The organism is Kribbella lupini (assembly GCF_039529595.1).
GTDB lineage: Bacteria > Actinomycetota > Actinomycetes > Propionibacteriales > Kribbellaceae > Kribbella > Kribbella lupini.
The window spans coordinates 742,517-768,514 of sequence record NZ_BAAANC010000003.1; the positions used below are offsets into that span (position 1 = coordinate 742,517).

A 25,998-nucleotide genomic window follows, 5' to 3' on the forward strand; every position below is an offset into this window, starting at 1 on the left:
GCAAGTCAGCGGGCGATGCAGTCAGCGAGGTGGTCGTTGACGATCCCGGTGGCCTGCATCAGCGCGTAGGCGGTGGTGGGCCCGACGAAGACGAACCCCTTCTTCTTCAGCCCTTTGGCCATCGCGATCGACTCCGGCGTGGTCGCCGGTACGTCGGCCAGCGTCTTCGGCACGTGCTGCTGCTCAGGCCGGAACGACCACAGGAACTCCGTGAACTCCCCCGGCTCCAACTCCAGCAGAGCCCGCGCGTTGACGATCGCCGCGTTGACCTTCAGCCGGTTGCGCACGATCCCGGCGTCGCTCATCAACCGCGCCCGGTCGTCCTCGCCGTACGCCGCCACCACCTCCGGGTCGAACCCGGCGAACGCCCGCCGGAAGTTCTCCCGCTTCCGCAGAATCGTGATCCACGACAACCCCGACTGGAACCCCTCGAGCGTCATCCGCTCGTACAGCCCGCGGTCGTCCCGGATCACCTGCCCCCACTCGTCGTCGTGGTAGGCCACGTACTCCGGCGCCGACACCGCCCAGTCACACCGAGGCCGCCCGTCGGCCCCCAGCACACTCACAAGCCTGGACGCCGAACCACATCAGGCGCCGCACTGTGCCGGCCCCGCGGAGCCTCCTCGGAGGAGTCACCCGCCTCACCGTTCTCCGCAGGTACGTCTTCGCCAGCGCCCGAGTTCGCAGCAGCGGTCGCGGTGGCCGGCCGCCAGACACCTTCGACCACGTCGGCGTCGGTCTCGGCCTGCCGACCGCCGTCGGGCTGGCCGTCAAGCGGCAGTTGCTCAGCCTGCTGGTCCTCGGGCGGCGGCGCATGCTGGAACCAGGCCTCCGGTTCAGCCTCAGCCTGCGGCACGGCCACAGGCTCCTGCGTCCCGAGCTGGTCCAACGTCGGCGAGTACTCATCCACCTGCCGAATCGGGTACGCACCAGCCCCCACCCCCGGCGCCCCGGCCGGTTCCCCGGAGGTCGAGTACGGGTCAGCCTGCGGAGCCGGGTGCGGGTCTGCCTGCGCGGGCCCATCGGCCGGAGCCTCGTACGGGTCAGCTTGTACGGCGGCCGGAGGCTCGTACGGGTCTGCTTGTACGGCGCCCGGCGCGTCAGCCGGAGCATCGTCCGCTTGTACGGCGGCCGGCGCGTCAGCCGGTGAGGCGCTCAGTGTGTCTGTCGGCTGTGCGTACGGGGTCGACTGGGCAGAGGGTGTCGTGCTCGCCGGGTCGGCGTACGGGACTGCCTGCGTCGGGTCGGCTGCGGGAGCGGCGTACGGGTCGGCCTGCTGGCTGGCGGGAGCTGCGTACGGCGCTGCCGGTACGTCGGCGGCATCGGCGTACCGGTTGTTCTCCGGCTGCGGCGGGAGAGCCGGGTCAGGCGGGAGGACGGGCTCGGGCTCCGGGAACGTGGGCTCCGGCTCGGGCGGGCGTACCGGCTCGGGCTCGGGCGGGTGCACCGGCTCGGGCTCGGGCGGGTGCACCGGCTCGGGCTCGGGCGGAAGCACCGGCTCCGGCGGGAGCCCCGGCTCGGGCTGGGGCGGCAGAGTGTCTGTCGGGTCGCTCGCGCCGGCTTGAGGCAGGGCGTCCGTCTGTGTCGGCTCGGCAGCAGACTCCTGCGGCTCAGCGGCAGACTTCCGTGCTTCGATGGCGGCCAACCGTGCGTCGAGAATGCTCTGCGGCTCTGCGGCAGCCGACGGCTGCCGTGCGGCGGCGCCCTGCTCGACGACGGACGCCTGCTCTGCAGCAGACGGCTGCGGAGCGGCGGCCTGCGGGTCGACGGCGGCCTGCTGCCCGGCGGCGGCCTCCGGGTGAGCAGCAGCCTGCTCGTCAGCAGCAGCCTGCTGGTCCGCGGCGGGCTGGTCTGCGGCTGCGGGCTCGGCGACGGGGAAGTCGCCGCCGACGAGGATGGGCTTCTGGTAGCCGGTGTCGTCGAAGTCGGTGAGGTCGTAGTCGGCGCGGGAGGTGAAGCCGGCGCCTTCGGGGCCGTGCAGGATCGGGGTGACGGCGCGTTCGAGGTCGGCGATCCGGCGGTCGCGTTCGGCGACCTCGCGGCCCAGGCGTTCGAGCAGGCCGTCGACCTCGTCCATCCGGTAGCCGCGCAGCGCGACCGCGAACCGGGTCGTGGCGATGTCGTCGGACGACAGCACTTGGCGGGCGGGTACGGACACGTCCGGCCGGTCGTCGTAGGCGGGGCTCATCGCGCCCCAGCGCCCGGAGGCGACGACGGCGACAGCCCCGATCAGTACGACGACAACGAGCCCGAAGAACCACATCACGGGACCGATCGTGCCACGCCGGGGTGCACCGGCGCACAATCCCCGCGGGTTTCCGCCACCGAGACGGGGTCAGCAAGTCGCCGAAGCTACGTACCTGCCGCGCTCGGTGTCAGCTGCCGTCGGAGCCCAGCCGGTGCTGCTCCCGCCGTTCGCGCGCCTCGGGGTTGTCCTCGACGTCCGCCGCCGCGGCAGCCGCCGCTTCCTCGGCCGCTGCATCAGCCATCTCGCCGGCCTTGACGATGTAGCTGATCGCCTCGTCGACGTCGTCGGTGATCGTGAACATGTCCAGGTCGGCCGCCGAGATCTTGCCGTCGGCAAGCATGGTCTCGCGGAGCCAGTCGGCCAGCCCGCCCCAGTACGACGTGCCGAACAGCACCACCGGGAACGACGTCACCTTGCGCGTCTGCGCCAGCGTCAGCGCCTCGAACAGCTCGTCCAAGGTCCCGAAGCCGCCGGGCATCACCACGAAGCCCTGGGCGTACTTCACGAACATCGTCTTGCGGGTGAAGAAGTACCGGAAGTTCATCCCGATGTCGACCCACTCGTTCAGGCCGTTCTCGAAGGGCAGCTCGATGCCGAGCCCGACCGACACCCCGCCGGCCTCGGAGGCACCCTTGTTCGCGGCTTCCATCACGCCCGGCCCACCACCGGTGATCACCGCGTACCCGGCCCCGACCAGCTTCCGCCCGAACGACTCGGCGGCGGCGTACATCGGGTCGTCGGGCTTGGTCCGCGCCGACCCGAACACGCTGATCGCCGCGCCCAGCTCGGCCAGCATGCCGAAGCCCTCGATGAACTCCGACTGGATCCGCAGCACCCGCCACGGGTCGGTGTGCACCCAGTCCGACGGGCCGCGGCTGTCCAGCAGCCGTTGCTCGGAGGTCGACTGCTGCACCTGCTTGCGCCGCATGACCACCGGCCCCCGCTGCTGGGACTGGGGGCGGTCTGGGTGAATGGAATCTGCCATGCCCCCAGATTAGTGCGGCCCACCGACGGCCAGCGGGGACTCGCGCGGACGGATCAGGCTGTCAACCAGCTCCTCAACCGCTGTTCACACTGCTCGATCTCCGCCTCCGGCACGTACTCCTCCTGCTTGTGCGCGAGCAGCGGGTCGCCCGGCCCGTAGTTCACCGCCGGTACGCCGAGCAGCGTGAACCGCGCAACGTCGGTCCACCCGAACTTCGGCTGCGGTTCACCGCCCACGACCTCGAGGAACGCGGCCGCCGCCGGCCGCTGCAGACCCGGCAGCCCGCCGGGCGCGCTGTCGGTCACCACGACGTCGTACCCCTCGAAGACCTCGCGCACGTGCGCCTCGGCCTCGGCCTCGGACCGGCTCGGCGCGAACCGGTAGTTGACCGTCACCGTGCACAGATCCGGTACGACGTTGCCGGCGACGCCGCCGCTGATCCCGACCGCGTTCAGGCCCTCGCGGTACTCGAGCCCGTCGATCGGCACCCGCCGCGGCTCGTACGCCGCCAGCCGCGCGAGCACTCCCCCGGCGGCGTGGATCGCGTTGACGCCCATCCACGAGCGCGCCGAGTGCGCCCGCTCGCCGCGGGTGGTGATCTCGGCCCGCATCGTGCCCTGGCAACCGGCCTCGACGACCGCGTTCGACGGCTCCATCACCACCGCGAAGACGCCGTCGAGCAGCTCGGGGTTGGACTGCGAGAGCTTGAACAGCCCGTTGCGCTCGGCCTCGACCTCCTCGCAGTCGTAGAACACGTAGGTGACGTCGCGATTCGGCTCGGCCAGCGTCGCGGCCAGCCGGAGCGCGACGGCGACCCCGCCCTTCATGTCGCAGGCGCCGAGCCCGTGGATCAGGCCGTCGGCGCGACGCGACGGGAGGTTGTCGTTCAGCGGGACGGTGTCCAGGTGCCCGGCGAGGACGATCCGCTCGGCGCGGCCCAGGTCGGTCCGGGCGACGACCGTGTTCCCGTGCCGGAACACCTTCAGGTGCCCGTACGCCGACAACGCGGCCTCGACCGCGTCCGCGAGCTCCTCCTCGGTCCCACTCACCGAGGAGATGTCCACCAGCGCGGCCGTCAGGTCGGGTCCGGATTGCGTCAGGTCCAACTTCGCCATCAATCGTCCTCTGGTTGGGGCAGGAACACGCAGAACTCGTTGCCCTCGGGGTCGGCGCAGATCGACCAGTCGATCTCGTCGTCCTGGGGCCGCAGCAGTGTCGCACCCGCGGCCAGCACGGCGTCGAGGGTGTCCGCGTCGACGTCCCAGTGGATCCGGTTCTTCACCGTCTTCGGCTCCGGGACCGAGATGAACACCCAGTAGTCGAACGGTGTGCCCGGCACGTTCTCCAGCCAGCTGTACGGCTTGCCCTCGCCCGCGTTGAACTCGCCGCCGAGCAGACCGTGCCACCAGCGCGCCTGGGCCTCGGGGTCGGCCGAGTCCACGACCACCTCCATCAACCGGTACGCCGGAACGCTGTCGCGCGGGAACCCGCAGAACTCGCCGCCCTCCGGGTCCTCCATCACCGCCCAGCTCTGCTCGTCGCTGATCGGCGACTGCACGGTCGCGCGGAGGTTCTCCAGGTCGGCGATCGCCGAGGTGTGCACGTCGAGGTGGACGCGCTGCTTGACGGTCTTCGGCTCGGGCACCTTGTTGATCCAGACGGTCTGCTCCGACGATTCGCCGCGCAGCGGCACCGGCCCGTCCGCCGCCGCGTCCACCGGCGGGGTCAGGCCGAGCACCGTCCCCCAGAACTCGGTCATCGGGCCGACCGAGTTCACGTCGACACACAGGTCCTTGAAGCGCGCAACACTCATCCCCCAAGGCTAGAGGGATCCGCCGACTGTTTCCGGTAGTGCCGGTTGACGCGTTCGCGGTTCCCGCACGACGGTGAGCACCAGGTCTGGCGGGGATCGGTCTGCAGGAAGTAGCGGACGCAGCGAGCCGCCGGGCAGGCCCGCAACCGCAGGACGTCCGGCCCGCTGAGGAAGTCGATCGCCGACCGGGCCACCGCGCCGGTCAGCAGTTTCAGCGGGTCGCTGCTGCGCGCCGACCAGGTGGTCGTCGGCAGGTCGGCGTCCTCCGCCCAGGCCAACTGAGGCGTCCCGAGGAAGTCCGCCGTCCGGTTGAGTCGCCGAAGCGCCGTCGCGGGATCGAGCGGTGCGGCCAGCTCGACCCGAGTAGGAGCCGCCGGCCGAACGGCCCGAGCAAACAGGTTCCGTACGACGCTCCGCAGATCGACCAGCGCAGGCGAGACGTCGGAAGAAGACAGCTCCAGAGATCGGCCGACCACCTGCTCGACCTCCGGCGCCGTCTGCTCCAGAAAGGCCTCGACGCCCTCATCCGTGGCGAGCACGTCGAGCAGGCCGCCGTGGCCATCGTGGCGGATGGTGCGGGCTAGTTCCAGGGCGAGCACAGCCCGATTCTAATGGGATACCCGCTTGCTGCCATGTGAAGGCCTGCTCTAGGGTCCTAACGTCAAGTCTGGCAACTGCCGTTAGGAGCGTCATGCTGAAACCCGAGGTCCCGGCCGCCGTGCAGCGGTTGAACGTCGTACTGGCCGAGGTCGACGAAAGCACCGCGCGCGGGCCGTCGGCGTTGCCGGGCTGGTCGCGGGCGCACGTGGTGGCGCACCTGGGGAACTTCGGCGACGCGATGACGCGGCAGGTCGAGGAGGCGCTCGAAGGCCGGCTGGTCGACATGTACGACGGCGGCCCGCCGGCCCGGAACGCGGCGATCGAGAGCGACGTGGCCAAGTCCGCGGGCGAGCTGACGCAGCACGCCAAGGAGGCGCTGGCCAACCTCGTGGCCGCCTGGGAACGCGTCGACGACTGGTCGCGTCCGGTCCGCCACCGCAACGGCACCCTCGCCGACACCGTCTACAACGCCTGGCGCGAGGTCGACGTCCACGCCGCGGATCTCGACCTGAGCTATACCGTCGACGACTGGTCGCAGGAGTTCTGCCTGCACCTGCTCGACTTCCTCCGACCGCGCGTCCCCGAAGGCACCCGCCTGGTCCTGCAGGCGCCCGACGTCCGCTGGGCGCACGGCGAGGGCGACGACCTGGTGGTCGAAGGCGAGCTCACCGACCTGACCGCCTGGATGGCCGGGCGACAGCCCCGGGGACCCCTCACCGGCGATCTCCCGGAACTGCTGCCCTGGCCGTGACTACTTGAGCCCGGTGGTCTTCATCGCGTCGACGAGTCGCTTCTGGCCGGCGACGAAGACCACCACGGTCGGGATCGCCGCGATCACCGCGGCAGCGAGGATCAGGTTCCACGCCGACGCGTACTGGCCTTGCAGGCCGGAGATCCCGAGCTGCACGACCCGCAGGTCCGGGTTGCGCGTGATGGTCAGCGGCCAGAGGAACGCGTTCCAGTTGGCCAGGAAGAACAGTACGGACAGCGACGCCAGGACCGGGCGGCTCAGCGGCAGAATGACGCTCCAGTACCGGCGCCAGTAGCCGCAGCCGTCCAGGTCGGCGGCTTCCTCCAGCTCGCGCGGGATGTTCAGGTAGTACTGGCGCAGCAGGAAGATGCCGAAGGCATGGAAGATGCTCGGCACGATCAGCCCGGCGTAGCTGTCCAGCAGGCCGAACTGCTTGGCGACCAGGAACAGCGGGACCAGGATCACCGGCAGCGACACCAGCAGCGTCGACATGATGCCGGAGAAGATCAGCGCCCGGCCGGGGAACCGCAGCCGGGCCAGCGCGTACGCCGCCATCGAGTGGAAGAACAGCGCGATCACGGTGACCGCCACCGACACGATCGCGGAGTTGAGCAGGAATCTGGGCAGCGGGAACTTCAGCAGCACGTACTGCAGGTTGTCCAGCGTCCAGCTCGACGGCCAGCCGAACGAGAACACGTCCTCGGCCGGCTTCAGCACGCTCAGCAGCACCCACAGCAGCGGCGCGACGGCGATCAGCGCCAGCACGTGCGCCAAGACGGGAAAGAACCTAGTCCTCATCGAAACGGCCTCCCTTCGTGAAGGCGAACATCAGGCCGGTGCAGAGCACGAGGATCGCCACCACGACGGTCGTCAGCGCCGCGGCGTACCCGAGGTTGTTGAAGGTGAACGCCTGCTCGTAGATGTAGAGCACGACCGTGCTGGTGGCCCGGGCCGGGCCGCCCTTGGTCAGCACGAAGACCAGGTCGAAGGCCTGCAGGCCGGTCACCGCGCCGATCGTCGAGTTGACCACGACGAAGAAGCTGGTCGGCCGCATCAACGGCCAGATCACGAACCGGAACCGCTGCCAGGCCGAGGCGCCGTCGATCTGCGCCGCGTCCTCGAGCTCCTTCGGCACGTCCTTCAGCCCGGCCAGCAGGACGAGCATCTGGTAGCCCATCACGAACCAGACGCTGATCACCACATAGGTGCCCAGGGCAAGCGACGGCGTCCCGAGGAACGACACGTCGCCGAGCCCGAACGGCGCCAGCAGCTTGGAGACCGCGCCGCGCTTGTCGACCAGCAGGAACTGCCAGATCAGGCCGACCACGACCAGGCTGACCACGTGCGGCAGGAAGAACGCGGACCGGACCCAGCCGATCCCGCGGAAGTGGTTGCGGACCAGCATCGCCAGCCCGAAGCTGATCACGAACGCGATCGGCACGAAGCTGACCACGTAGATCGCGGTGATCTTCAGCGACGCCCAGAGCTGGTCGTCGCTGCCCATCAGCTTGTAGTTGGCCAGGCCGACGTACTGGTAGTTGCCGAACCCGTCGACCTTGAAGAACGCGACCCCGAGCGCGAGCACCATCGGGACGGCGACGAACGCAAGCAGGCCGAGCAGGTCGGGGGCGAGGAAGGCGTACGCCGCCAAGGCCTCGCGCCGCTTGCGCGTCATACCAGGTTTGGGCGTGGCCGCCGTACGGCGGACCGACGGCTTGGACGGGGGCGCTGTCGTCGTGGTCATCAGCTGATGGGCGCGCCCTGGTAGGTCTTCAGGAAGGTGTCGATCCGTTCCGCCGCGTCGGCCGCCGCCTTGGCCGGGTCGGAGCCGTTCAGCTGGCAGGCCTGGATCGCGTCGGCGATCGGCTGGTACACCTCCGGTGGGAACCGCGGCTCGGGCTGACCGGTCGGCGCGATCTCGTCGACGAACTTCTTCAGCACGCCCTGGTCGAAGGCGCCCTTGGCGTCCGCGGCCTGCTGGACCGACTTGCGCGGCGGCACGTTGGTCTTCACCACGGTGTTCCACTGCCGCTGCCGTTCGATGCCCTCGGCATCGGTCGAGCCGAGCGCCCAGGTGATGAACTTGGCCGCGGCCTCGGGGTTCTTGCCCTTGGAGTTGGCCACGAACGCCCAGCCGCCGAGGTCGGTGGCGGGCTTGCCGCCGTCCGGCGTCGGCAGCGGAATGATGCCGTACTTGAACTTGGCGGCCTTGCCCTTCATGTCGGCGACCGCCCAGATCCCGCTCTGCTGCAGCGCGACCGCGCCGGAGCCGAGGTTGGACACGACGTCGCCGCCGCCGTCGCCGAGCGCCTTGCGCGGCGCGACCTTGGCCTGGATGGTGTCCTTCCAGAACTTGAGCGCCTGGACGGCGGCCGGCGAGTCGAAGGCGACCTTGCCGTCCTTGATCGGCGTACCGCCGCCCTGCCAGAGGAACGGGTACCAGGTGAAGTTCTGGTAGTAGCCGGGCAGCGTCTCGAACATCACGCCGTACCGGTCCTTGCCGGTCAGCTTCTCCGCGACGGCCAGCGTCTGGTCCCAGGTCTTCGGCAGGTCGGCCTCGGACAGCCCGGCCTTGGTGAAGGCCGCTTCGCTGTAGTACATGGCGAGCGGCTCGATCTCCATCGGCAGGCCGTACACCTTGCCGTCGACCGATCGCGCCTCCAGTAGGCCGGGCAGGTAGTCGCTCTTCGACTCGGCGGGCAGCGCGGACGAGAGGTCCTGCAGCACGCCGCCGTTGTAGTAGCGCAGGAAGTCGCCGGGGCTGATCAGGAAGATGTCCGGGCCCTCGCCGGACTGGAACGCGGTCTGCAGCGTCGTCCCGTTCAGGTAGTCCTTGCCCGGGATGTAGCGCAGCTTGACCTTGACGTCGTTGTTGGCGTTCCACTGCTCGGCCACGTCGACGAACCACTTGCTCTGCGGGCCGCCGTCGTCGGAGGGACCGTAGAAGTTCCAGAACGACATCTCCTTGCCGTCGCCACCGCTACCGCCGTCACCTCCGCAGGCGGTCAGCAGGGGGCCGCCGAGACCGGCGGCGGCCAGGGCGCCGAGACCACCGCGCAGGACGGTACGCCGGCTGATCGGCCTGGACGGGGAGGGACGTGCGGGCATCTGGGGCTCCAGGGGTAGCGCTCCGGAAACGGGCAATCGATTTCTCGCAATCTACGAGCGGTCACCGGAACGGTCAAGAGGGTGACGGTCGCGAATTCGGCCGCACGGGGTGGTTGCCCTTGTTTTGCACAGGATGCAGGCGTTGACACTGTCGCCACCCGCTGCCTAGTCTTCGGAAATCGATTTCTGACACAGACCGGAAAGCGGGTCGAGGATGCCAGTAGTGCCGAACCGTGCGGACCGCCCCGCCGCCCAACTCCCGCGGGATCTGGTCACCCGGGGGCTGGCGGCGGCACGGAGTGCGATCGAGACCGAGGCCGCGGCGGTCTCCGCGCTGGCGGACCGGCTGGACGGGGTCTTCCTCGACGTACTGACCGCGGTGGCTGGTTGCGAAGGGCATCTGGTCGTCACCGGCCTGGGCAAGTCCGGCCTGGTCGGTCGCAAGATCGCCGCGACGCTGGCCTCGACCGGGACGCCGGCGACCTTCATCCACTCCGGCGACGCCCTGCACGGCGACTCCGGCGCGGTCACCTCGCGCGATCTCGTGCTCGCTTTGTCGGCATCGGGCGAGACGGCCGAGGTGTGCGCGTTCGCGCGGATGCTGGCCGAGCGGCAGATCCCGGTGATCGCGATGACCGGCGCCGAGGAGTCGACGCTCGCACAGTTGGCGACGTACACGCTGGACACGATGGTGCTGCGCGAGGCCGACCCGTTGAACCTCGCGCCGACCGCGTCGACGACGGCCGCGCTGGTGATGGGTGACGCGCTCGCGTGCGCGCTCGTCGTACTGCGGGAGTTCACGCACCACGATTTCGCCCGGTTCCATCCGTCGGGGGCGCTCGGCCGCCGGTTGCTGGGCGGTGAGGCATGAGCCGGTACGACGTGTGCGTCCTCGGCTCGTTCATGAAGGACCTGGTCGCGAGCGCCGAACGGCGGCCACTGCCGGGCGAGACCCTGCACGGCACCGGGTTCGCGGAGTTCCTCGGCGGCAAGGGCGTGAACCAGGCGATCGCCGCGGCGCGGATGGGGGCGCGGACCGCGATCGTCGGGACGATCGGCGACGACCGGTACGGCGAGGAGTTCCTGGACCTGCTGAAGACCGACGGCGTCGACGTCGACGGGGTGATCCGGCATCCGTCGCTCGGGACCGGGGTCGGGCTGCCGCTGGTGCTGCCCGACGGGAGCAACTCGATCATCATCGTGTCGCGGGCCAACGCCGCGATCACGCCCGACGACATCGAGGCCGCGGCCGGCGTACTGACCGGCAGCCGGGTGCTCAGCGTCCAGCTCGAGCTCCCGGTCGAGGCGAGCCGCGCTGCCCTCCGGCTCGCCTCGGCCGCGGGCGTCACCACGATCCTGACGCCGGCGCCGGTCGGCCCGGTCGATCCGTCGCTCGCGGCGTACGTCGACATCCTGGTCCCGAACGAGGTCGAGGCCGCGGCGCTGACTGGGCTGGACTGCGACGACGAGTCGCAGGTGCCGGTGATCGCGCGCAAGCTCGCCGACGAGTGGGACCTGCGCGGATGCGTGGTGACGCTGGGGTCGCGCGGGGCCTACGTGCTGGATCGTTCCGCGGGGGTTGAACTGCGGGTGGCGGCGCATCGGGTCGACACCGTGGACACGGTCGGGGCCGGGGACGCGTTCTGTGGATCGCTCGCCGCGTCGCTGGCGGAAGGGGCGTCACTTGCGGACGCCGTACGGCTGGCGAACGCTGCCGGAGCACTGTCGACGACCGTCAACGGGGCCGCCGCTTCGGCTCCTTCACGGGCAGCGGCTTCGGGTCTGCTGTCGACCGGTGCCGACGGCTCGGACATCGATTCGTCGTCGTTCGCCGCCGCTCCGCCCCAACCGTGAGACTCTAGATGCCGTCCAGACGGCGCCTACGGGTTGAACGGGGAGTGAGCATGACGACGATCTACGACGTCGCGCGTAGATCAGGCGTGTCCCCGGCCACCGTGTCGCGGGTGCTGAGTGGCCGGCGCAACGTGGACCCGGAGCTGTCCGAGAAGGTCCGCGCGGCCGTCGCCGAGCTCGGGTACCGGCCGAACGGCGTCGCGCGGAACCTGCGGCGAGCCAGCACGAACCTGTGGGCCGTGGTGATCTCCGACATCGAGAATCCGTTCTTCACGTCGCTGGTGCGCGGCCTCGAGGACGTCGCGCAGACCGAGGGCTACCACGTCGTGCTGTGCAACTCCGACGAGGACCCGGCCAAGGAAGCGGCGTACGCCGGTGCGGTGCTGACCGAGCAGATGGCCGGCGTGGTGATCTCGCCGACGTCGACCGCCGAGGGCGTGCAGCAGCTGGCCGAGGCGAAGACCCCGATGGTGCTGATCGACCGCCGCGTCGAGGGCGTCGAGGCCGACACCGTCCTGGTCGACAACGAGCACGGCGCCGCCGAGGGCGTGAAGCACCTGATCGACGGCGGCTACTCGCGGATCGCCTGCATCACCGGCCCTCGTCGCGTCAGTACGGCGATGGACCGCCTCGCCGGGTACCGCGCGGCCCTGCGCGCCGGCGGCATCCGCTACGACAAGGACCTGGTCCGCCACGCCGACTTCCGCGAAGCCGGCGGCTACGCCGCGATGGAGAGCCTGCTCGAGCTCCCCGAACCACCCGAAGCCCTCTTCGTCACCAACAACCTGATGACCGTCGGCGCCCTGGAATGCCTGGCCAAGAAGGGCGTCCGAGCCCCCGCCGACATCGCCGTCGTCGGCTTCGACGACATCCCCTGGGCCGACCTCGTCGTCCCCAGCCTCACCACGGTCGCCCAGCCGACGTACGAACTCGGCCGCACCGCAGGCCTCCTCCTCAAAGACCGAATCGCCGCCCCCGGCCGCCCGCCGTCGACAGTCACCCTCCGCACCGAACTCCACATCCGCGAAACCTCGGCTCCCAAGAACGCGCGGAAGAAGAACTGAGCAGCTGCTAATCTGGTGAGCACGAGGCCTTCGATGGCCGCGGAGAGAACGCCAGGTCTGCTGCCAGACCCTTCCGGTTGCACCGGTCGCGGCGCTCCGGACCATCGAAGGCCTCGTCCTTTGCCTCAAAGCCCGTCCACCGGCCACCACGGGTAGGCGTCCATCGTCCGCGGCAACGCCATCACCTTGAAGCCGTGCCCCCAGGTCTCCCCCTCGACCCGACGCAGCTGGTGCCTGATCGCCAGCAGATGATGCTGCTCGAATCCCCCGAACTCGTCGGGCTCCAGAGCCGCCCGCAACATCCCGGCGTACTGGTCAGCAGCCTGCGTTCCACCAGCAGACCGGCGACGTAGTTGTAGAACTGCAGCTGGTATGGCGGCCTGTCGGCACGGAGTCGCTTCATCTGCTCGGACCGGCGTACTGGCTTACCTGCCGGCGAGGAAAAAGAGGTGCACCGATCGGGACCCTCAGGTGGCCGACCGCGACGTGCGCACTCGTGGACGCCTTCAGGTGCGGTTGATTTGCTCCGCTTTCGCCGTACGGCGGGGGTCGTAGGTGGGGACCCATTTGGCCAGCCAGGTGGAGCCGGTGAGGGTCAGGGCTCCTAGGACCAGGGAGGCTGCGGCCAGCGGGAAAGCCAGGGTGATGGCGCCGATGAGGACCGGGCCGATGACCGAGCCGAACTCGGCGCAGAAGGTCCAGCCGGCGAGGAACTGGGCTCGATGGCCGGGTGGGGCGGCGTCGGCTCCCAGGGTTTTGACGATGCCGGAGCCGAGGCCGTTGCCTACGGCCATGAGGACGCCGACCGCGAGAATGCTGGTGAAGGCTGTGGAGAGCGGGAGGGTGAGCATGCCGATGCCCAGGAGGACTGTGGCGGGGACTGCGATCCAGACTCGGCCGAGGCGGTCCATGATCACGCCGGCGGGGTAGAAGAGCAGCATCTCGACGCCGTTGGTGATGCCGAAGACGATCGAGGTGTCGGTCGCGGACAGGCCCAGGTGCTCGCCCCACAAGGGGATCAGGCTGGTGCGGGCGGCGCGGGCGACGGCGATGACGAAGACGCCCGTGCCGAGGGTGAGGAACGTGCGGCGGTGGTCCAAGAGGACCTGCTTCAGGGGCAGGCGTTCGACCTGGACTGGCGCGTGGGCGCCTTGGGGTTCGCCGGCGGTGAGCAGGACGACGATCGCGCCGACGGAGCCGGCCACGCCGACGCCGTACGCGCCGGGCATGCCCCAGTGGTGACCGGCGAAAGCGCCGAGGAACGGGCCGACGAAGAGGCCGATCCGGCTCACCCCGCCGAGCGTCGACAGCGCGCGGGCGCGGAGCTCGACGGGGACGACTTCGGTGACGTACGACTGGCGGGCCAGGCTGAACACCGCTCCGGCCAGGCCCGCGACCAGCAGGCTGAGGCCGAGCAGCCACGGCGTACGGACGACCATCGCGGCGCACCACGCGACCGCGCTGACGACGGCCGCGACGAGGAGTGCGTGCCGTTCACCGATCCGTGCGACGAGCGCGCCGGCCGGCAGCGAGCCCGCGAACTGACCGATCCCGAGGACGCCGACGAGAAAGGCTGCGAAGCCGACCGAGGCCCCGAGCTGGAGTGCCGACAACGCGACCACGGGCAGCACAGCGCCCTGCCCCACGGCGTTCAGCACCGTCGGACCGAACGCGGGCACAGCAATCCGCCAGAGACTGAAGCCGCTCATCCTCTCCTCCGTATCTCTCGACATCAAGATACATGAGCTGAAGATATCTAGTGCGGTGGCGGAGGCGGGACATTCCCGGCGCGGATCCAGCGCACGCAGTCGAACGCGCTCGCCGCCGGCGGTCGCACCCGCAGCCCGGCGGCGACAGCGCGCGCATTGTCGAGCTGGAACGTCCCATCGTTCGACCCGTCGTGCGGCAGGTGGAACCGATCGACCTCCGGCGCCCAGTCCACCGCCAGCTCAGCCGGTACGACGGACCGCCACGCCTCGACCAGGTCCCGCATCGTCCACGTCTCGCTGACCGCGGTGAAAGGCCCCGCGAACCGGCCCGTCGTGACCAGCAGCAAGAAGTTCGCCAGGTCGCGCGCGTCCAGCCACTGGATCGGCTGCTCGGGCCGGGCCGCGCACTCCAGCGTGCCCATCGAGGCGATCGCCTGCCCCCAGTTCCCGAAGTCGGGGTTGTACGGTCCGACGACGAAGCCGGAGCGGATCGCGGCCGTGCGCTCGCCGTACAGGTCGGTCAGCAGGTGCTCGGCGCGGACCTTCGACGGGCCGGTCCGCGGTTGAACAGCGTGACCTGATGGCCGTCCCGCAGCGCGGCCTCGACGACGTGACGGCCGAGGTTCTTCGTGCCGCCGAGGACGAGCAGCCTCACGGGAGCTGGTCCAGGAGGCCGGCGAGCTCCTCGAGCAGCGGGTCGATCCAGTCCTTCGACGACGGCACGGTGTGCACGCCTTCCTCGATCACCCAGGCCAGCGCGCGCAGCGTGAAGCCGCAGCCGCCGATCAGCACCTGCCGCTCGACCAGCCCGCGATCGGCTTCGGCGACCTCGCAGTACCGGCCGACGAGCAGGTCCCGATCGTGGCCTAGGGCAACGGCTTCGCGCGTCAGGGTGTAGAGGTCGGGCAGCTGCGGCGCCAGGTAGGTCAGCGGCCAGTCGACCGGCGTCCAGCGTTTACCGTCGGTGACCAGGTTCTTGCCGACGTAGTCCCCGTGCACCACGGCCGGTCGCACCAGTCGGTGCAGCTCGTCCACCGCGGGCCGCAGGCGCATCTCGGCCCGCTCGACCAGGTCGGCGGAGGAGGCGCGAGGCGCCCATCCGGCGACCTCGGGGCGGCCGGCGGAGATCTCCGCGGCCAGCGCCACCAACCGGTCCGCGTCGAACTCACTGTCCCCCGAGACCTTCACCGACCGGATCTCCGCCAGCAGCTCGACCGCCGCCAGGAAACCGTCCAGGCTCGGCTCCTGCTCGAGCGTCACCCGGCCGACGTCCTCCATCACCAGCAGCACCGCGTCGTCCAGCCGCACCAGCTCGATCAGCTCGGGAGCCGGCAGCCGCAGCGGCCGGACGTACCGCTCGTACGCCGTACCTTCGGTGCTCTGGGCGTCGCTCCCCCGCTTCACGATCACACTGCGCAGTCCGTACGACAGCCGCCAGACCTCCGACGACCCCCAGTACCGCAACCGGTCGCCGCTCACGTCGCCCAGCACCGGCGCCCGGGTTGCCTTCAGCACGGCCGGCTCGACGGCCTCGATCCACACCGGCAGCACGCCGTACACCCCTTTCTCAGACCAGCCAGTGAAGCACGCCCTGTCCACAGTGTGCGTACCAATTAGAACGCTTCGGCACCGTCTGGCAGGCTTGCCCGCATGACTGAGACTGCCGCGCACGCCTGGGGCTTCGGCCTCGCCACCGTCACCGAGTCCGGCTCGGTGCTCGACGTCTGGTACCCGGCGCCCGAGCTGGGCACCGCACCGGCGGACGCGAAGGCGCCGGCCGCGCTGATCGCTGCCGAGGGCAACGACGACCTGCGCAAGGTCCGCCGTCAGGTCGTCAAGGCCGAGATCGCGCTGGACGCCGCCCCCGACGGTACGGCGGACGCGTACCTGCGGCTGCACCTGCTGTCGCACCGTCTGGTCCGCCCGCACGGCGTCAACCTGGACGGCATCTTCGGCGCCCTGCCGAACAACGCCTGGACCTCGCACGGCCCGGTCCCGGTCGACCAGGTCGAGCAGGTCCGGCTGCGCGCGCGGGCCGCGGGCCTGCACCTGTCGGTGACGAGTGTCGACAAGTTCCCCCGGATGACCGACTACGTCGTACCGTCCGGTGTCCGGATCGGCGACGCGGACCGCGTCCGCCTCGGCGCGCACCTGGCCGACGGCACCACCGTGATGCACGAGGGCTTCGTGAACTTCAACGCCGGCACCCTGGGCACCTCGATGGTCGAGGGCCGGATCGTGGCCGGTGTGGTGGTCGACGACGGCAGCGACATCGGCGCCGGCGCGTCGATCATGGGCACGCTGTCCGGCGGCGGCAAGCAGGTCGTGTCGATCGGCAAGCGCTGCCTGCTCGGTGCGAACGGCGGGATCGGCATCTCGCTCGGCGACGACTGCGTGGTCGAGGCGGGGCTGTACGTGACGGCCGGCACCAAGGTGACGCTGCCGGACGGCGCCGTCGTCAAGGCGCGCGACCTGTCCGGACAGTCGGGCCTGCTGTTCCTGCGCAACTCGGTCACCGGCGCGGTCGAGGCACGGCCGCGCACGGGTGAGGGCATCACGCTCAACGAAGCCCTGCACGCCAACGCGTGATCATACTTTCTGACGATTTTCCCCCGGCAGCCGCCGAGCCTGCGAACCGGCCGGGGCCGCCGCACGTCAATCAGTTCGTGACCAGCCAACCGGAACCCGGCCCCGTCCCCCGCTCGTTGGGACCCGTATGCCGGTGAATCGTGGAGTGATCGTCGCCGTCGGCGCGATCGGCGCGCTCGCGCTGGCCGTCGGCGGCGCGATCGCGTGGGTCGGCGGCCAGGGCATCGGGCCGCTGATCCCGCCCCGGGAGCAGTGCGAGGCGACCGTCAACGGCACCACCGTGACGCTCGACCTGGAGCAGGCCCAGTGGGCCGCGGTGATCACCGGCGTCGCCGTACGGCGTGGGCTGCCGCCGCGGGCGGCGACGATCGCGCTGGCGACGGCGTACCAGGAGTCCGGCCTGCGCAACCTCGCGCACGGCGACCGGGACTCGCTCGGACTGTTCCAGCAGCGCCCGTCGATGGGCTGGGGCACCGCCGCGCAGGTTCAGGACCCGCACTACGCGGCGTGGAGGTTCTACGACGCGCTGGTGAAGATCAAGGGTTACGAGAAGCTCGCGGTGACGGTCGCGGCCGACCGGGTCCAGCGCAGCGCGTTCCCCAACGCGTACGCCGACCACGAGGGCGACGCGCGGATCCTGGCCTCGGCGCTGACCGGGCAGACCAAGAGCGCGTTCAGCTGCACGCTCGACAACCCGTCGGGCCCGGTCGAAACGATCGGCCGGAACGGTCTGACGCCGCGGGCCGAGGCCGTGCGGCAGGACCTGGTCAAGACGTTCGGCAAGCTGTCCACGGGCGGGTACGCCGAGGGTGGCGTCCGATCGGGGCACATGGAGGGTTCGGCGCACTACGACGGCCGGGCGGTCGACATCTTCGTCAAGCCGATCTCGGCGGCGAACACGACCCGCGGCTGGGCGCTCGCGCAGTACCTGGTCGCCCAGGCGGACCGGCTGAAGATCAAGACCGTCATCTTCAGCGACAAGATCTGGACCGCGGGCGGGCGCTCGGACAGCGGCTGGCGCGACTACCAGGCGCCGGACCGGGCCGGGAACCGCGACACCCTGCGGCACCTGGACCACGTTCACGTCGACGTAGTCGACCAATAGGCTCAGTGACGTGGTCGACCAATAGGCTCAGTGACGTGGTCGACCAATAGGCTCAGTGACGTGGTCGAGCAGTAAACGACGAACTGCGGTGCACCCGGTCGGGGTGCACCGCAGTTCTGCGTACGGCTCAGCTCACTCGTCGTGCTCCTGCGGGGGCAGCGCGGCGATGAACGGGTGGTCCTTGTCGATCTTGCCGAGCTTCGACGCGCCACCGGGCGAGCCGAGGTCGTTGAAGAAGTCGACGTTCGCCGTGTAGTAGTCCTTCCACTGGTCCGGCGTGTCGTCCTCGTAGTAGATCGCCTCGACCGGGCAGACCGGCTCGCACGCTCCGCAGTCGACGCACTCGTCGGGGTGGATGTAGAGCATCCGGTTGCCCTCGTAGATGCAGTCGACCGGGCACTCCTCGACGCACGCGAGGTCCTTGAGGTCAACACACGGCTGCGCGATGACGTAAGTCACTGGTACTCCTCCTATGGCCAGCAGGCGCAGCGGTCGGGAATGCTGCGGTGCGGTAGTGCTCGGTTCTCTAGTATCACGGTAGTAGATGACCCACTCTGCCAGGAGTCCGCATCGTGTCAGGCGTCAGCACCCGTGATATCGGCCACCGTGTCGTGGTCCGCCATCGGCTGGAGGGCGGCCAGGCGACCGACGTCATCGGAGTGCTGCAGTCGTACGACGAGCAGACCCTGGAGGTCCGTCATGCCGACAGTACGCCGTACCGGATCCAGCGGGCAGCGGTGGTGGCGGCCAAACCGATCCCTCCGATGCCGCTGCGGCGGGTGGACGTGGAGCAGCTGTTCCTGACCACCGCGCTCGGCCGGCCCGCGGTGGAGACCCAGTACGTCGGTGAGTGGCTGCTGCGCGCGTCCGGCGGCTGGACCGGCCGGGCGAACTCGGTGCTCCCGGCCGGTGACCCGGGGTTGGCGTTCAGTGACGCGGCCAAGCAGGCGGAGGCGTTCTACCTGGAGCGGGGACTGCCGCCGCTGGCGCTGGTCCGGCTGGGCACGCCGGAGGCCGACGCGTTCAGCGAAGTCGGGTGGACGGACGCGCGGCCGGAGGAGTCCGACACCCTGGTGCTGCACACGACGCTCGACCACGTGAACGCTCAGCCGGCGTACGAGGTGCTGGTGTCGGACCAGCCGGACGCTCAGTGGTACGACGCGGCCTTCGAAGGACCTGTGCCTGCTGCCGCGCCTCCGGTGATGGAAGGTGCTCCCCGGACGGCCTTCGCGTCGGTAGAGCTCGACGGGCGACTGGTGGCGGTTGGCCGGGGCTCGATGACGGGGCACTGGCTGGGTGTCGACGCTGTCCGCGTCGACCCGGCGTACCGGCGGCGTGGGCTGGCCACGGCGCTCCTCCAGGGGCTCGCTCGGTGGGCAGGACCTCTGGGCGGTCGGAGGACCTACCTGGAGGTCGTGGAGCAGAATGCTGGGGCTCTGGCGGCCTACATCGGCATCGGGTACGTCGAGGCGTACCGCTACCGCTACCTGACCAAGCGGTAGGACGCCAGCGCACCGACCAGGCTCAACGCGGCGAAGCCGGCCAGTACGACGCTGAGCGCGTGCTGCGGGTCCGTACTCAGACCGGAGTAGACGGCGCCGGCCAGGGCGACGCCGAAGGCTCCGGAGAGCTGGGCGTTGGTGGCGACCACTCCGGAGAGGTCGGCGGCGTACTGGGTGGGCATGCTCGAGGTGATGCCGCCGATCAGGGTGTTGGCGCTAATGCCCAGGCCCAGGCCGCCTACGCCGAGCAGGGCGAACAGGAGAGGTCCGGAGGTGCCGCCTGCTAGCAGGTAGGTGAGGACGGCCAGGTAGCCCACGCCGAGGATCCCGCAGCCGAGTACTGGGAGCCACCGGATGCCCTCGGGGAGTCTGGGGAGCAGTGGGCCGGCGATGCCGAAGGCGGCGACCCAGACGACCATGGCCAAGCCTGAGTACGCCGGGCTTTTGCCGAGGCCTTGCTGGAGGTAGAGGGCGAGCACGAAGAGCAGGGCGAAGTACGAGCCGGTGGTGGCGCCGTGAGCGAGCAGGCCGGCCCGGACGCGGGGGTTGTGGAGGACCTGGCGGGCGATGAGCGGGCGGCCGCCGGATGCGGCTGCTCGGCGTTCGCCGTACTCGAAGAGGGCGAGCGCGGGGAGGCTGAGGGCCAGGCTGATCCAGGACCAGGTGGGCCAGCCGCGCTCGGAGCCGAGGAGCAGGGGGACGATCACCAGGAGGACCGTGGCGGACAGGGTGAGGACTCCCCTGGCGTCGAGCGGCTGCTTGGTGCCGCGGGCGGGATCGAGGTGGCGCAGGCCCGCGATGGTGAGCGCGATGCCGATCGGGACGTTGACGAGGAAGATCGGGCGCCAGCTCGTGCCGAACAGGTCGGCGGAGATCAGCACGCCGCCGAGGACCTGGCCGGCGACCGCACCGCCGGAGAGGGCGATGGAGAACCACCCGAGGGCCTTGACGCGGTCGCGTCCGGCGTACGAGAGCTGGATGCCGCTGAGGACCTGCGGGACCATCAGCGCGGCTCCGGCGCCCTGGAGGAAGCGGGCAGCGGTCAGGGTGCGGATGTCGGGCGCGAGGCCGCAGGCCAGGGAGGCGAGCGTGAAGAGTTGCAGGCCGGTGAGGAAGACGCGGCGGTAGCCCATCGACGAGCCGAGGCGGGCGCCGGTGACCAGGAGCACCGCGAAGGCGACGACGTACGCCGAGACGACGAGCGCCGCCTGGCCTTCGGTGGCGTGGAGATCGGTTTGCAGCGCCGGGGCCGCGATGTTGGCGACGGCTGTGTCGACGTTGGCCATGAACTGCCCGGTCAGCAGGACGGCAAGCATGGCGCCGCGGCTGGGAGTGGTTGTTGTCCGCACTGTCACGGGGGTGGAACGTGCGGAACGGCCGGCGTGTGAGGGCGGCGTACTAGGGTCTGCTCATGGCGGACCATGTGGTTGAGCGGCCGGAGTACCCGGGTGACTACGAGGGGACCGTGCGGGTCGAGTACACGCCGCACCCGGACGACGGCGTGGCGGACCCGGGCGAGATCGTGTGGACGTGGGTGCCGTTCGAGGAGGACCACCACCGTGGCAAGGACCGGCCGGTGCTCGTGGTCGGCTCGGACGGGCCGTACCTGCTGGCGCTGATCCTCACCAGCAAGGACCACGACCGCGACGCCGCCGACGAGGCGCGCTGGGGGCGGGTCTGGCTCGACATCGGCAGCGGGCCGTGGGACAAGGCCGGTCGCAACAGCGAGGTCCGCCTGGACCGCGTGCTGCGGGTGGAGCCGGCGCAGGTCCGCCGGGAGGGCGCGGTGATCGGCGAGGTGCTGTTCAACCAGGTCGCGGCGGAACTGCACGAACTTCACCGAGCATGACAAAGGGCCGCCGGTGAAGGCGGCCCTTCGTTGTTCGGTGGTTCAGCTCGGCGGGCGGGTGGTGCCGGACGGCTTGCCCGCGCCGGGGGTCGGCGGCGTGTCCGGGGTGTTCGGCGGCGTGCCGGGCTTCGGGCCGCAGCGGATGTCGTCGGCCGCGTTGTAGTTCGTCGTGAACGACTCGGTCTTCACGCGGGCGCCGTTCTTGGCGAAGTAGCGGTAGATCTTGATGTCGAAACCACCGGTCGGCGCCTGCGGACGGCAGCCGGCTTCCTGGCTGTAGACCAGGCCGGGCGAGCGGAAGTTGTACTTCGCCGACTGGCCGGCGGTGATGTCCCAGACCTTGGTGCCCCAGATCTTCACCGTCAGGCTGCCCTGCTTGCCGGGTGTCGACGCCGAGAAGATCGTCTGCACGAAGACCCCGTGCCCGGAGTCGTTCAGGAACTTCAGGTCCACCGACGGCCACGCGACGGTCGCCTCGCGGCCGACCGGGTAGCGGTTGATGTAGACGCTGTGCGCCTTGTGCTCGACGTCCTTGAGCCCGGCGAAGAAGGCCGCGTTGAAGGTCGTGGTCGCCGACTGCGAGACACCGCCGCCGAGGTCGAGCACGAACTTGCCGCCGTTGATGATGTTGCCCTCGGTGAAGCCGTTCTCCTTGGTCCGCTCGCCGACGATCTTGTTCAGGCTGAACGTCTCGTTCGGCTTGAGCAGGGTGCCGTTGATCTTGCGGGCCGCGGTCCCGATGTTGACGTTGCGGTACTCGGCGTGCGGGAACTTGGTGGTGAACTGCCCCATCACCTCCTTGATCCCGAGCCCCTGCGCGGCCTCGGTGGTCAGCTCGGCCTTCGACTTGGCCAGTCCGACCGACGCCTTCCGCTCCCCCTCGGGCTTCGGCAGGATCGACAGGATGGCCGGGATCACCTTGTCCCGCGCGACGACCTCGCCGTCGACCGCGGGCACCACCTGCGGCCGGCCACCGACGATCTGGATGGTGGCGTCCTTCGGCAGCGTCTCCAGGTCCTTGAACCGCTTCTTGAACAGCGGCTCGAGCTTCTTCGCGTCCAGGCTAGGGGTGAACTTGCCGTCCTTGGCGACCAGCTTCAGCGCCGGCGCCAGCTCCTGCGGGGTGAGGTTCACGCCCTTGTCGCCGACGGTGAGCCGGACCGGACCGGACATCGCCGGCTCGGCGTACTCGCTCATCGCCTTGGTGATCGCCTCGGTCCCGGCCTGCGGCTTGGTCACGCCGACCGGCAGGTCCTTCGGGTTCCCGTCGGAGGGGAAACCGGACACCACGGTCTCGGCGGCCTTGTCGTTGTCGAGCTGCAGCCCGTCGGCCGGCGCGTGCTGGACGGCCTTGGCGTCGGGGAAGGTGATGGTGCCCTCGGTGGCCGGGCGGTTGACCTGCTGGGCGAGCTTCTCGACGGCCGCCTTCAGCTTGCCCTCGTCCTGCGCGATCACCGGCGCGACCGCGTCACTGCCGGTCAGCACCTGCCACATCCGGGCCGGGTTGAGGCTGCGGCCCGCGCCCGCCTCGGCAACGGTGGCGTCGACGTCGAGGCTGAGCCCGGCGTCGGCCGGCTTCACCTGGTACGTCGTCTCGCCGGCCTTGAGCTTGATCGGCAGCTTGAGCCGGTCGTCGATGCCCGCCTGCAACTTGGCCTTGGCCTCGTTCTCGGACAGTCCGCCGAGGTCGATGCCCAGTACGGTCGTGTCCCCCGGTACCTTGTCGCCGGTCAGCGCGAACGCCACGCCGTACGCCACGACGAGCACTCCGAACCCCGCCGCGGCGATGATCCCCGCGAGCTTGTTTCTCCCCACCGGACAGAGTCCTCCTGCTCGAACCAGATGACAGACGGCACATCCTACGCGACCGGGGCACGCCGGCTCGCCGCCGATCTGCCCCTACTTGCCCCGGAGATCCCGGTACTGCCCCGCGTAGTAGATCAGGGCGCTGGGGTCATCCGCGGCGCCCAGGCTGAGCACCTCACCGACCACGATCGTGTGGTCACCACCCTCGTACGTCGCCCAGGTGCGGCACTCCAGCCAGGCCGGCGCCCCGGCCACGAGCGGGCACCCCGTCTTCGGCCCGGGCACGGTCGGAATCCCGTCGAACTGGCTGTAGAGGTCCCGTCCCGACCGGGCGAAACGCTCCGCGACCGCCTGGTCACCGGCGGCCAGCACCGACACGGCCCAGTCCCCGCGCGACAGCACCGCCTCGTGCATCCGCACACCTTTGTCCACACAGACCAGCACCAGCGGCGGATCCAGCGACACCGAGGTGAACGCGCTCGCCGTCATCGCGTGCGCGACCCCACCCTGCAGCGTGCTCATGATCGTGATCCCCGACGCGAACCGGCTCAACGCCGTACGGAAGTCCGCGGGCGCGATGCTGCCACTGGAGTCCGGGGTCACTCCAGCAGCCTAAGACCCGCCAGAAGCTGACGTCTCAACCCGGTGTGTGGCCCCGGTCACGCAGCCGGCAACCCTTCGAGCAGTTCCCGTACGTCGTCAGCCGCGCCGGAGCCATGCGCCGCGTACAGCCGCAACGCCTCCCGCCAGTCCCGCCGAGCCTCGTCCGTCCGGCCGATCGCCCGGTAGGTGTGGCCTCGCCTGACCCGGATGTTGGCCTCGCGGTCCCACAGGCTGTGCTCCTCGGCCAGCGCCAGGGCCTGCTCGTGGCGTACCAAGGCGTCGTCCCAGCGGCCCAGCCCGAACGACACGGCGCCGAGGTGGTCGAGAACCTCGGCCACGCCGTTCCACCGCTCCTCGCTCCGGTAGTGCTCGAGCGCCTGCTCCAGCGCGGCGGAGGCCAGCTCGAACCGTCCGGCCTCCCGATAGGACTCACCGACCACGAGTTGCCGCATCCCGAGCCGCGTCCTGGGAATGGCCGGTCCGGAGTACAGCTCCACGGCTCGTTCGAGGGCCGCCTGCTGCTCGTCCTGGCGTCCCTGCTTGCCGGCGATGATGCCTAGCAGTAAGCGCACCCAGGACTCCTGCACCGGGTCCTGGTTCTGCACCGCCGGCTCCAGGCACTCCAAGGTCAGCTCGTACGCCGCCGCCAGCTCGCCCGCCTGCTCGCGGGCGTGCGCGAGGTTGAGCATGCACCGGTGCTCCAACGCCCGGTCGCCCAGCTCCTTGGCCAGCCGCCGCGTTCGCTCCAGCTCAGCCGCTCCGGCGGCGAAGTCGCCGAACTCGTTGTGCGCCAGGCCCAGGTCGAAGGTGATCATCGCGGCCGCGACCGGGTCGGCCCGCTCGTCGACCAGCTCCGCGGCGGCCTGGTTCACGTCCCGCCACTCGATCCATCGCTTGCGGTTCATCGCGAAGAGGTTGAGCGCCGGCGCCAGCCGAACGACCAGTTCGCGGGCAGCCGCCGATCCGCGCGCCGCCGACCGCACCGTCCGTAGCAGCGCCTCACGCTCGGCGTCGACGATGTCGTCGGCCTGGTCCTGATCGAGGTCCACGGCTGCCTGCGACCAACTCGCCTCCCGCCAGCCCTCGGCCAGGGCGCTGGGCTCGGAACCCAGTTCGTCACCACGCCAGAGCAGAGCGGAGTACTCCTGCAACGCCCGGAGACGGACCTCCTCCTCCGCAGCCGGTCCGGACAGTTCCCGACCGACCGCGCGGACCAAGTCGTGCAGCCGGTAGACGTGCACAGCCGGTGTCTCCAGCAGGTTCGCATCCACGAGGTGCTCGAGCGCGTCCTCGGCCTGGTCGAGCGACACGTCCAGTGCCGCCTTCGCGATCCGCAGCGAGAACTCGTCCCCCTCGAGCTGGGACACCAGCGGCAACGCCCGTGCGGCCGCTCGCTGCACCGCACGTTCACCGGCAGCCAGTGACTGCACCGACAACGCGATCGTGGCTCGTACGCCGGTGTCCTCATCGGTCAGGACCTGCAGCTTGGCGCGCTCGTCCGAGAGGGCAGTAGCCAGTTCGGCCAGACGCTGCTGGGGCCGGTCGGCGAGGTGGCTGCCGGCGATCCGGAGAGCCAGCGGCAGCCGGCCGCACAGGCGCACGATCTCGGCGGCGGCCTCCGGCTCCTGGTCGATCCGCCGGTCGAGTACTGCGGCGAGCAGGCGCAGGCCCTCTTCCTCGGCGAGGAGGTCCAGCGCGACCTGGCGGGCGCCGGCCAGGTCGACCAGGCGGGGTCTGCTGGTGATCAGTACGGCCGAACCGCCCGTCCCCGGCAGCAACGGCTCGACCTGTGCGACCTCCGCCGCATCGTCGAGCAGGAGCACCAACCGCCGGTCCGCGATCAGCGACCGGAAGCGTGCCGTGGCGGTCTGCAGATCGTCCGGCACGTGCTGGGCCCCGAGTCTGCGGAGCAGGTGGCCGAGTGCCTGCACCGGACTCAGTGGCGGACTGCCACCGTGCCCGCCGAGGTTCAGGTACAGGCTGCCGTCGGGGTAGGACTCTGCGACCTGGCCGGCGATCCGCACGGCCAGAGCCGTCTTGCCGATCCCACCCATCCCGGAGATCGAGATCGGCGCTGCCGCGGTCTCTCGCCTGCTGGTGAGGAGGTCCACCAGCCCGGCCGTGACCTGCTCCCGGCCGACGAAGTCGGTCAGGTCCACGGGCCGGCCGTCCCGCGGGGACGCCGGCCCCCGCCTGGCGGCGTCGACCAACGTCTGACGTTGTTCGGCCGACAGCTCCAGCGCGGTGGTCAGTCGGTCGATCGTCGACGCCCACGGGTGCCTGCGCCGCCCGGTCTCGAGCGTCGCGATCGCGCGGACGCTGAGGCCGGAGCGTTCGGCGAGCTGCTCCTGGGTCAGGCCGGCAGCGCTGCGGAAACCCTTGAGCAGTTCAGCGAGGCCGGCCATGCTGCCT

At 70.3% G+C, this 25,998-nt stretch carries 27 protein-coding genes; 8 read left to right on the plus strand and 19 right to left on the minus strand.

Features of this window, described 5'->3' with window-relative positions; all coding sequences use genetic code 11:
- Positions 1–5 precede the first annotated feature (5 nt).
- The 6 genes from ABD235_RS29655 to ABD235_RS29680 form a co-directional block, all read right to left on the minus strand.
- Positions 6–566, minus strand: a complete 561-nt coding sequence (locus ABD235_RS29655) for a DNA-3-methyladenine glycosylase I (RefSeq protein ID WP_344180115.1) — start codon at positions 564–566, stop codon at positions 6–8.
- Complete coding sequence (locus ABD235_RS29660) at positions 563–2,263, minus strand: DivIVA domain-containing protein (RefSeq protein WP_344181338.1); 1,701 nt, start codon at positions 2,261–2,263, stop codon at positions 563–565. Before ABD235_RS29660 ends, ABD235_RS29655 begins: the two co-directional genes overlap by 4 nt.
- A gap of 112 nt (positions 2,264–2,375) precedes the next feature.
- A complete protein-coding gene (locus ABD235_RS29665; RefSeq protein ID WP_344180117.1) occupies positions 2,376–3,233 on the minus strand; it encodes an LOG family protein in 858 nt (285 codons plus the stop codon).
- A 53-nt stretch (positions 3,234–3,286) separates the two neighbouring features.
- Positions 3,287–4,348, minus strand: a complete 1,062-nt coding sequence (gene dapE / locus ABD235_RS29670; RefSeq protein ID WP_344180119.1) for a succinyl-diaminopimelate desuccinylase — start codon at positions 4,346–4,348, stop codon at positions 3,287–3,289.
- Entirely contained in the window at positions 4,348–5,046 is a 699-nt protein-coding gene (locus tag ABD235_RS29675) for a VOC family protein (protein ID WP_344180121.1), read from the minus strand. The genes dapE and ABD235_RS29675 overlap by 1 nt, the downstream gene beginning before the upstream one ends.
- Complete coding sequence (locus ABD235_RS29680) at positions 5,043–5,645, minus strand: CGNR zinc finger domain-containing protein (protein ID WP_344180123.1); 603 nt, start codon at positions 5,643–5,645, stop codon at positions 5,043–5,045. Before ABD235_RS29680 ends, ABD235_RS29675 begins: the two co-directional genes overlap by 4 nt.
- Positions 5,646–5,737: 92 nt before the next feature.
- Here ABD235_RS29680 and ABD235_RS29685 point away from each other — a divergent pair, with 92 nt between their 5' ends.
- A complete protein-coding gene (locus tag ABD235_RS29685; RefSeq protein WP_344180125.1) occupies positions 5,738–6,397 on the plus strand; it encodes a maleylpyruvate isomerase family mycothiol-dependent enzyme in 660 nt (219 codons plus the stop codon).
- Here the strand turns inward: ABD235_RS29685 and ABD235_RS29690 are convergent, their stop codons facing one another.
- The 3 genes from ABD235_RS29690 to ABD235_RS29700 are packed head-to-tail and all read right to left on the minus strand — an operon-like array spanning position 6,398 to position 9,505.
- The gene (locus tag ABD235_RS29690; protein WP_344180127.1) at positions 6,398–7,195 is read right to left on the minus strand and encodes a carbohydrate ABC transporter permease; all 798 of its coding nucleotides are present in this window, start codon (positions 7,193–7,195) and stop codon (positions 6,398–6,400) included.
- A complete protein-coding gene (locus ABD235_RS29695; RefSeq protein ID WP_344180129.1) occupies positions 7,185–8,141 on the minus strand; it encodes a carbohydrate ABC transporter permease in 957 nt (318 codons plus the stop codon). The genes ABD235_RS29690 and ABD235_RS29695 overlap by 11 nt, the downstream gene beginning before the upstream one ends.
- Positions 8,141–9,505: an ABC transporter substrate-binding protein gene (locus tag ABD235_RS29700; RefSeq protein WP_344180130.1), complete on the minus strand. Its 1,365-nt coding sequence runs from the start codon at positions 9,503–9,505 to the stop codon at positions 8,141–8,143. The genes ABD235_RS29695 and ABD235_RS29700 overlap by 1 nt, the downstream gene beginning before the upstream one ends.
- Before the next feature lie 223 nt (positions 9,506–9,728).
- On the opposite strand from ABD235_RS29700, the gene ABD235_RS29705 reads away from it, so the two are divergent.
- From ABD235_RS29705 to ABD235_RS29715, 3 genes are read left to right on the plus strand one after another with little or no spacing between them, the layout of a single operon-like run.
- Complete coding sequence (locus tag ABD235_RS29705; protein WP_344180131.1) at positions 9,729–10,376, plus strand: KpsF/GutQ family sugar-phosphate isomerase; 648 nt, start codon at positions 9,729–9,731, stop codon at positions 10,374–10,376.
- Complete coding sequence (locus tag ABD235_RS29710; protein WP_344180133.1) at positions 10,373–11,359, plus strand: ribokinase; 987 nt, start codon at positions 10,373–10,375, stop codon at positions 11,357–11,359. Before ABD235_RS29705 ends, ABD235_RS29710 begins: the two co-directional genes overlap by 4 nt.
- Before the next feature lie 8 nt (positions 11,360–11,367).
- On the plus strand, positions 11,368–12,423 hold the full coding sequence (locus ABD235_RS29715; RefSeq protein ID WP_344180136.1) for a LacI family DNA-binding transcriptional regulator: 1,056 nt from the start codon (positions 11,368–11,370) through the stop codon (positions 12,421–12,423).
- Positions 12,424–12,548: 125 nt separating this feature from the next.
- On the opposite strand, the gene ABD235_RS29720 is transcribed toward ABD235_RS29715, so the two are convergent.
- The 5 genes from ABD235_RS29720 to ABD235_RS29740 form a co-directional block, all read right to left on the minus strand.
- Positions 12,549–12,725 carry a hypothetical protein gene (locus ABD235_RS29720; RefSeq protein ID WP_344180138.1) on the minus strand — a complete coding sequence of 59 codons (177 nt, stop codon included), beginning with the start codon at positions 12,723–12,725 and terminating at the stop codon, positions 12,549–12,551.
- A gap of 204 nt (positions 12,726–12,929) precedes the next feature.
- Positions 12,930–14,132, minus strand: a complete 1,203-nt coding sequence (locus ABD235_RS29725; RefSeq protein ID WP_344180139.1) for an MFS transporter — start codon at positions 14,130–14,132, stop codon at positions 12,930–12,932.
- Between the two features lie 47 nt (positions 14,133–14,179).
- Entirely contained in the window at positions 14,180–14,554 is a 375-nt protein-coding gene (locus ABD235_RS29730) for an NAD-dependent epimerase/dehydratase family protein (protein WP_344180141.1), read from the minus strand.
- A 98-nt stretch (positions 14,555–14,652) separates the two neighbouring features.
- Positions 14,653–14,787 carry a hypothetical protein gene (locus ABD235_RS29735; RefSeq protein ID WP_344180143.1) on the minus strand — a complete coding sequence of 45 codons (135 nt, stop codon included), beginning with the start codon at positions 14,785–14,787 and terminating at the stop codon, positions 14,653–14,655.
- Positions 14,784–15,683, minus strand: coding sequence for a phosphotransferase family protein (locus ABD235_RS29740; RefSeq protein WP_344180145.1), 900 nt, complete (start codon positions 15,681–15,683; stop codon positions 14,784–14,786). Before ABD235_RS29740 ends, ABD235_RS29735 begins: the two co-directional genes overlap by 4 nt.
- Positions 15,684–15,782: 99 nt before the next feature.
- Between ABD235_RS29740 and dapD the strand changes: the two genes are divergently transcribed.
- On the plus strand, positions 15,783–16,721 hold the full coding sequence (gene dapD / locus ABD235_RS29745; RefSeq protein WP_344180147.1) for a 2,3,4,5-tetrahydropyridine-2,6-dicarboxylate N-succinyltransferase: 939 nt from the start codon (positions 15,783–15,785) through the stop codon (positions 16,719–16,721).
- A gap of 127 nt (positions 16,722–16,848) precedes the next feature.
- Positions 16,849–17,826 carry a VldE C-terminal domain-containing protein gene (locus ABD235_RS29750; RefSeq protein WP_344180148.1) on the plus strand — a complete coding sequence of 326 codons (978 nt, stop codon included), beginning with the start codon at positions 16,849–16,851 and terminating at the stop codon, positions 17,824–17,826.
- A 132-nt stretch (positions 17,827–17,958) separates the two neighbouring features.
- Here ABD235_RS29750 and fdxA read toward each other — a convergent pair whose 3' ends face one another.
- Complete coding sequence (gene fdxA / locus ABD235_RS29755; RefSeq protein WP_344110301.1) at positions 17,959–18,285, minus strand: ferredoxin; 327 nt, start codon at positions 18,283–18,285, stop codon at positions 17,959–17,961.
- Between the two features lie 113 nt (positions 18,286–18,398).
- On the opposite strand from fdxA, the gene ABD235_RS29760 reads away from it, so the two are divergent.
- Positions 18,399–19,328: a GNAT family N-acetyltransferase gene (locus ABD235_RS29760; RefSeq protein ID WP_344180150.1), complete on the plus strand. Its 930-nt coding sequence runs from the start codon at positions 18,399–18,401 to the stop codon at positions 19,326–19,328.
- On the opposite strand, the gene ABD235_RS29765 is transcribed toward ABD235_RS29760, so the two are convergent.
- Positions 19,310–20,683, minus strand: coding sequence for an MFS transporter (locus ABD235_RS29765; protein ID WP_344180152.1), 1,374 nt, complete (start codon positions 20,681–20,683; stop codon positions 19,310–19,312). The genes ABD235_RS29760 and ABD235_RS29765 overlap by 19 nt on opposite strands.
- Positions 20,684–20,739: 56 nt before the next feature.
- On the opposite strand from ABD235_RS29765, the gene ABD235_RS29770 reads away from it, so the two are divergent.
- The gene (locus ABD235_RS29770) at positions 20,740–21,177 is read left to right on the plus strand and encodes a type II toxin-antitoxin system PemK/MazF family toxin (protein ID WP_344180154.1); all 438 of its coding nucleotides are present in this window, start codon (positions 20,740–20,742) and stop codon (positions 21,175–21,177) included.
- A gap of 42 nt (positions 21,178–21,219) precedes the next feature.
- Here the strand turns inward: ABD235_RS29770 and ABD235_RS29775 are convergent, their stop codons facing one another.
- From ABD235_RS29775 to ABD235_RS29785, 3 genes are all read right to left on the minus strand, one after another.
- Positions 21,220–22,992 carry a VanW family protein gene (locus ABD235_RS29775; protein WP_344180156.1) on the minus strand — a complete coding sequence of 591 codons (1,773 nt, stop codon included), beginning with the start codon at positions 22,990–22,992 and terminating at the stop codon, positions 21,220–21,222.
- 84 nt (positions 22,993–23,076) lie between these two features.
- Entirely contained in the window at positions 23,077–23,586 is a 510-nt protein-coding gene (locus tag ABD235_RS29780; protein WP_344180158.1) for a flavin reductase family protein, read from the minus strand.
- A 56-nt stretch (positions 23,587–23,642) separates the two neighbouring features.
- Positions 23,643–25,991 carry a tetratricopeptide repeat protein gene (locus tag ABD235_RS29785; RefSeq protein WP_344180160.1) on the minus strand — a complete coding sequence of 783 codons (2,349 nt, stop codon included), beginning with the start codon at positions 25,989–25,991 and terminating at the stop codon, positions 23,643–23,645.
- Positions 25,992–25,998: the final 7 nt, after the last annotated feature.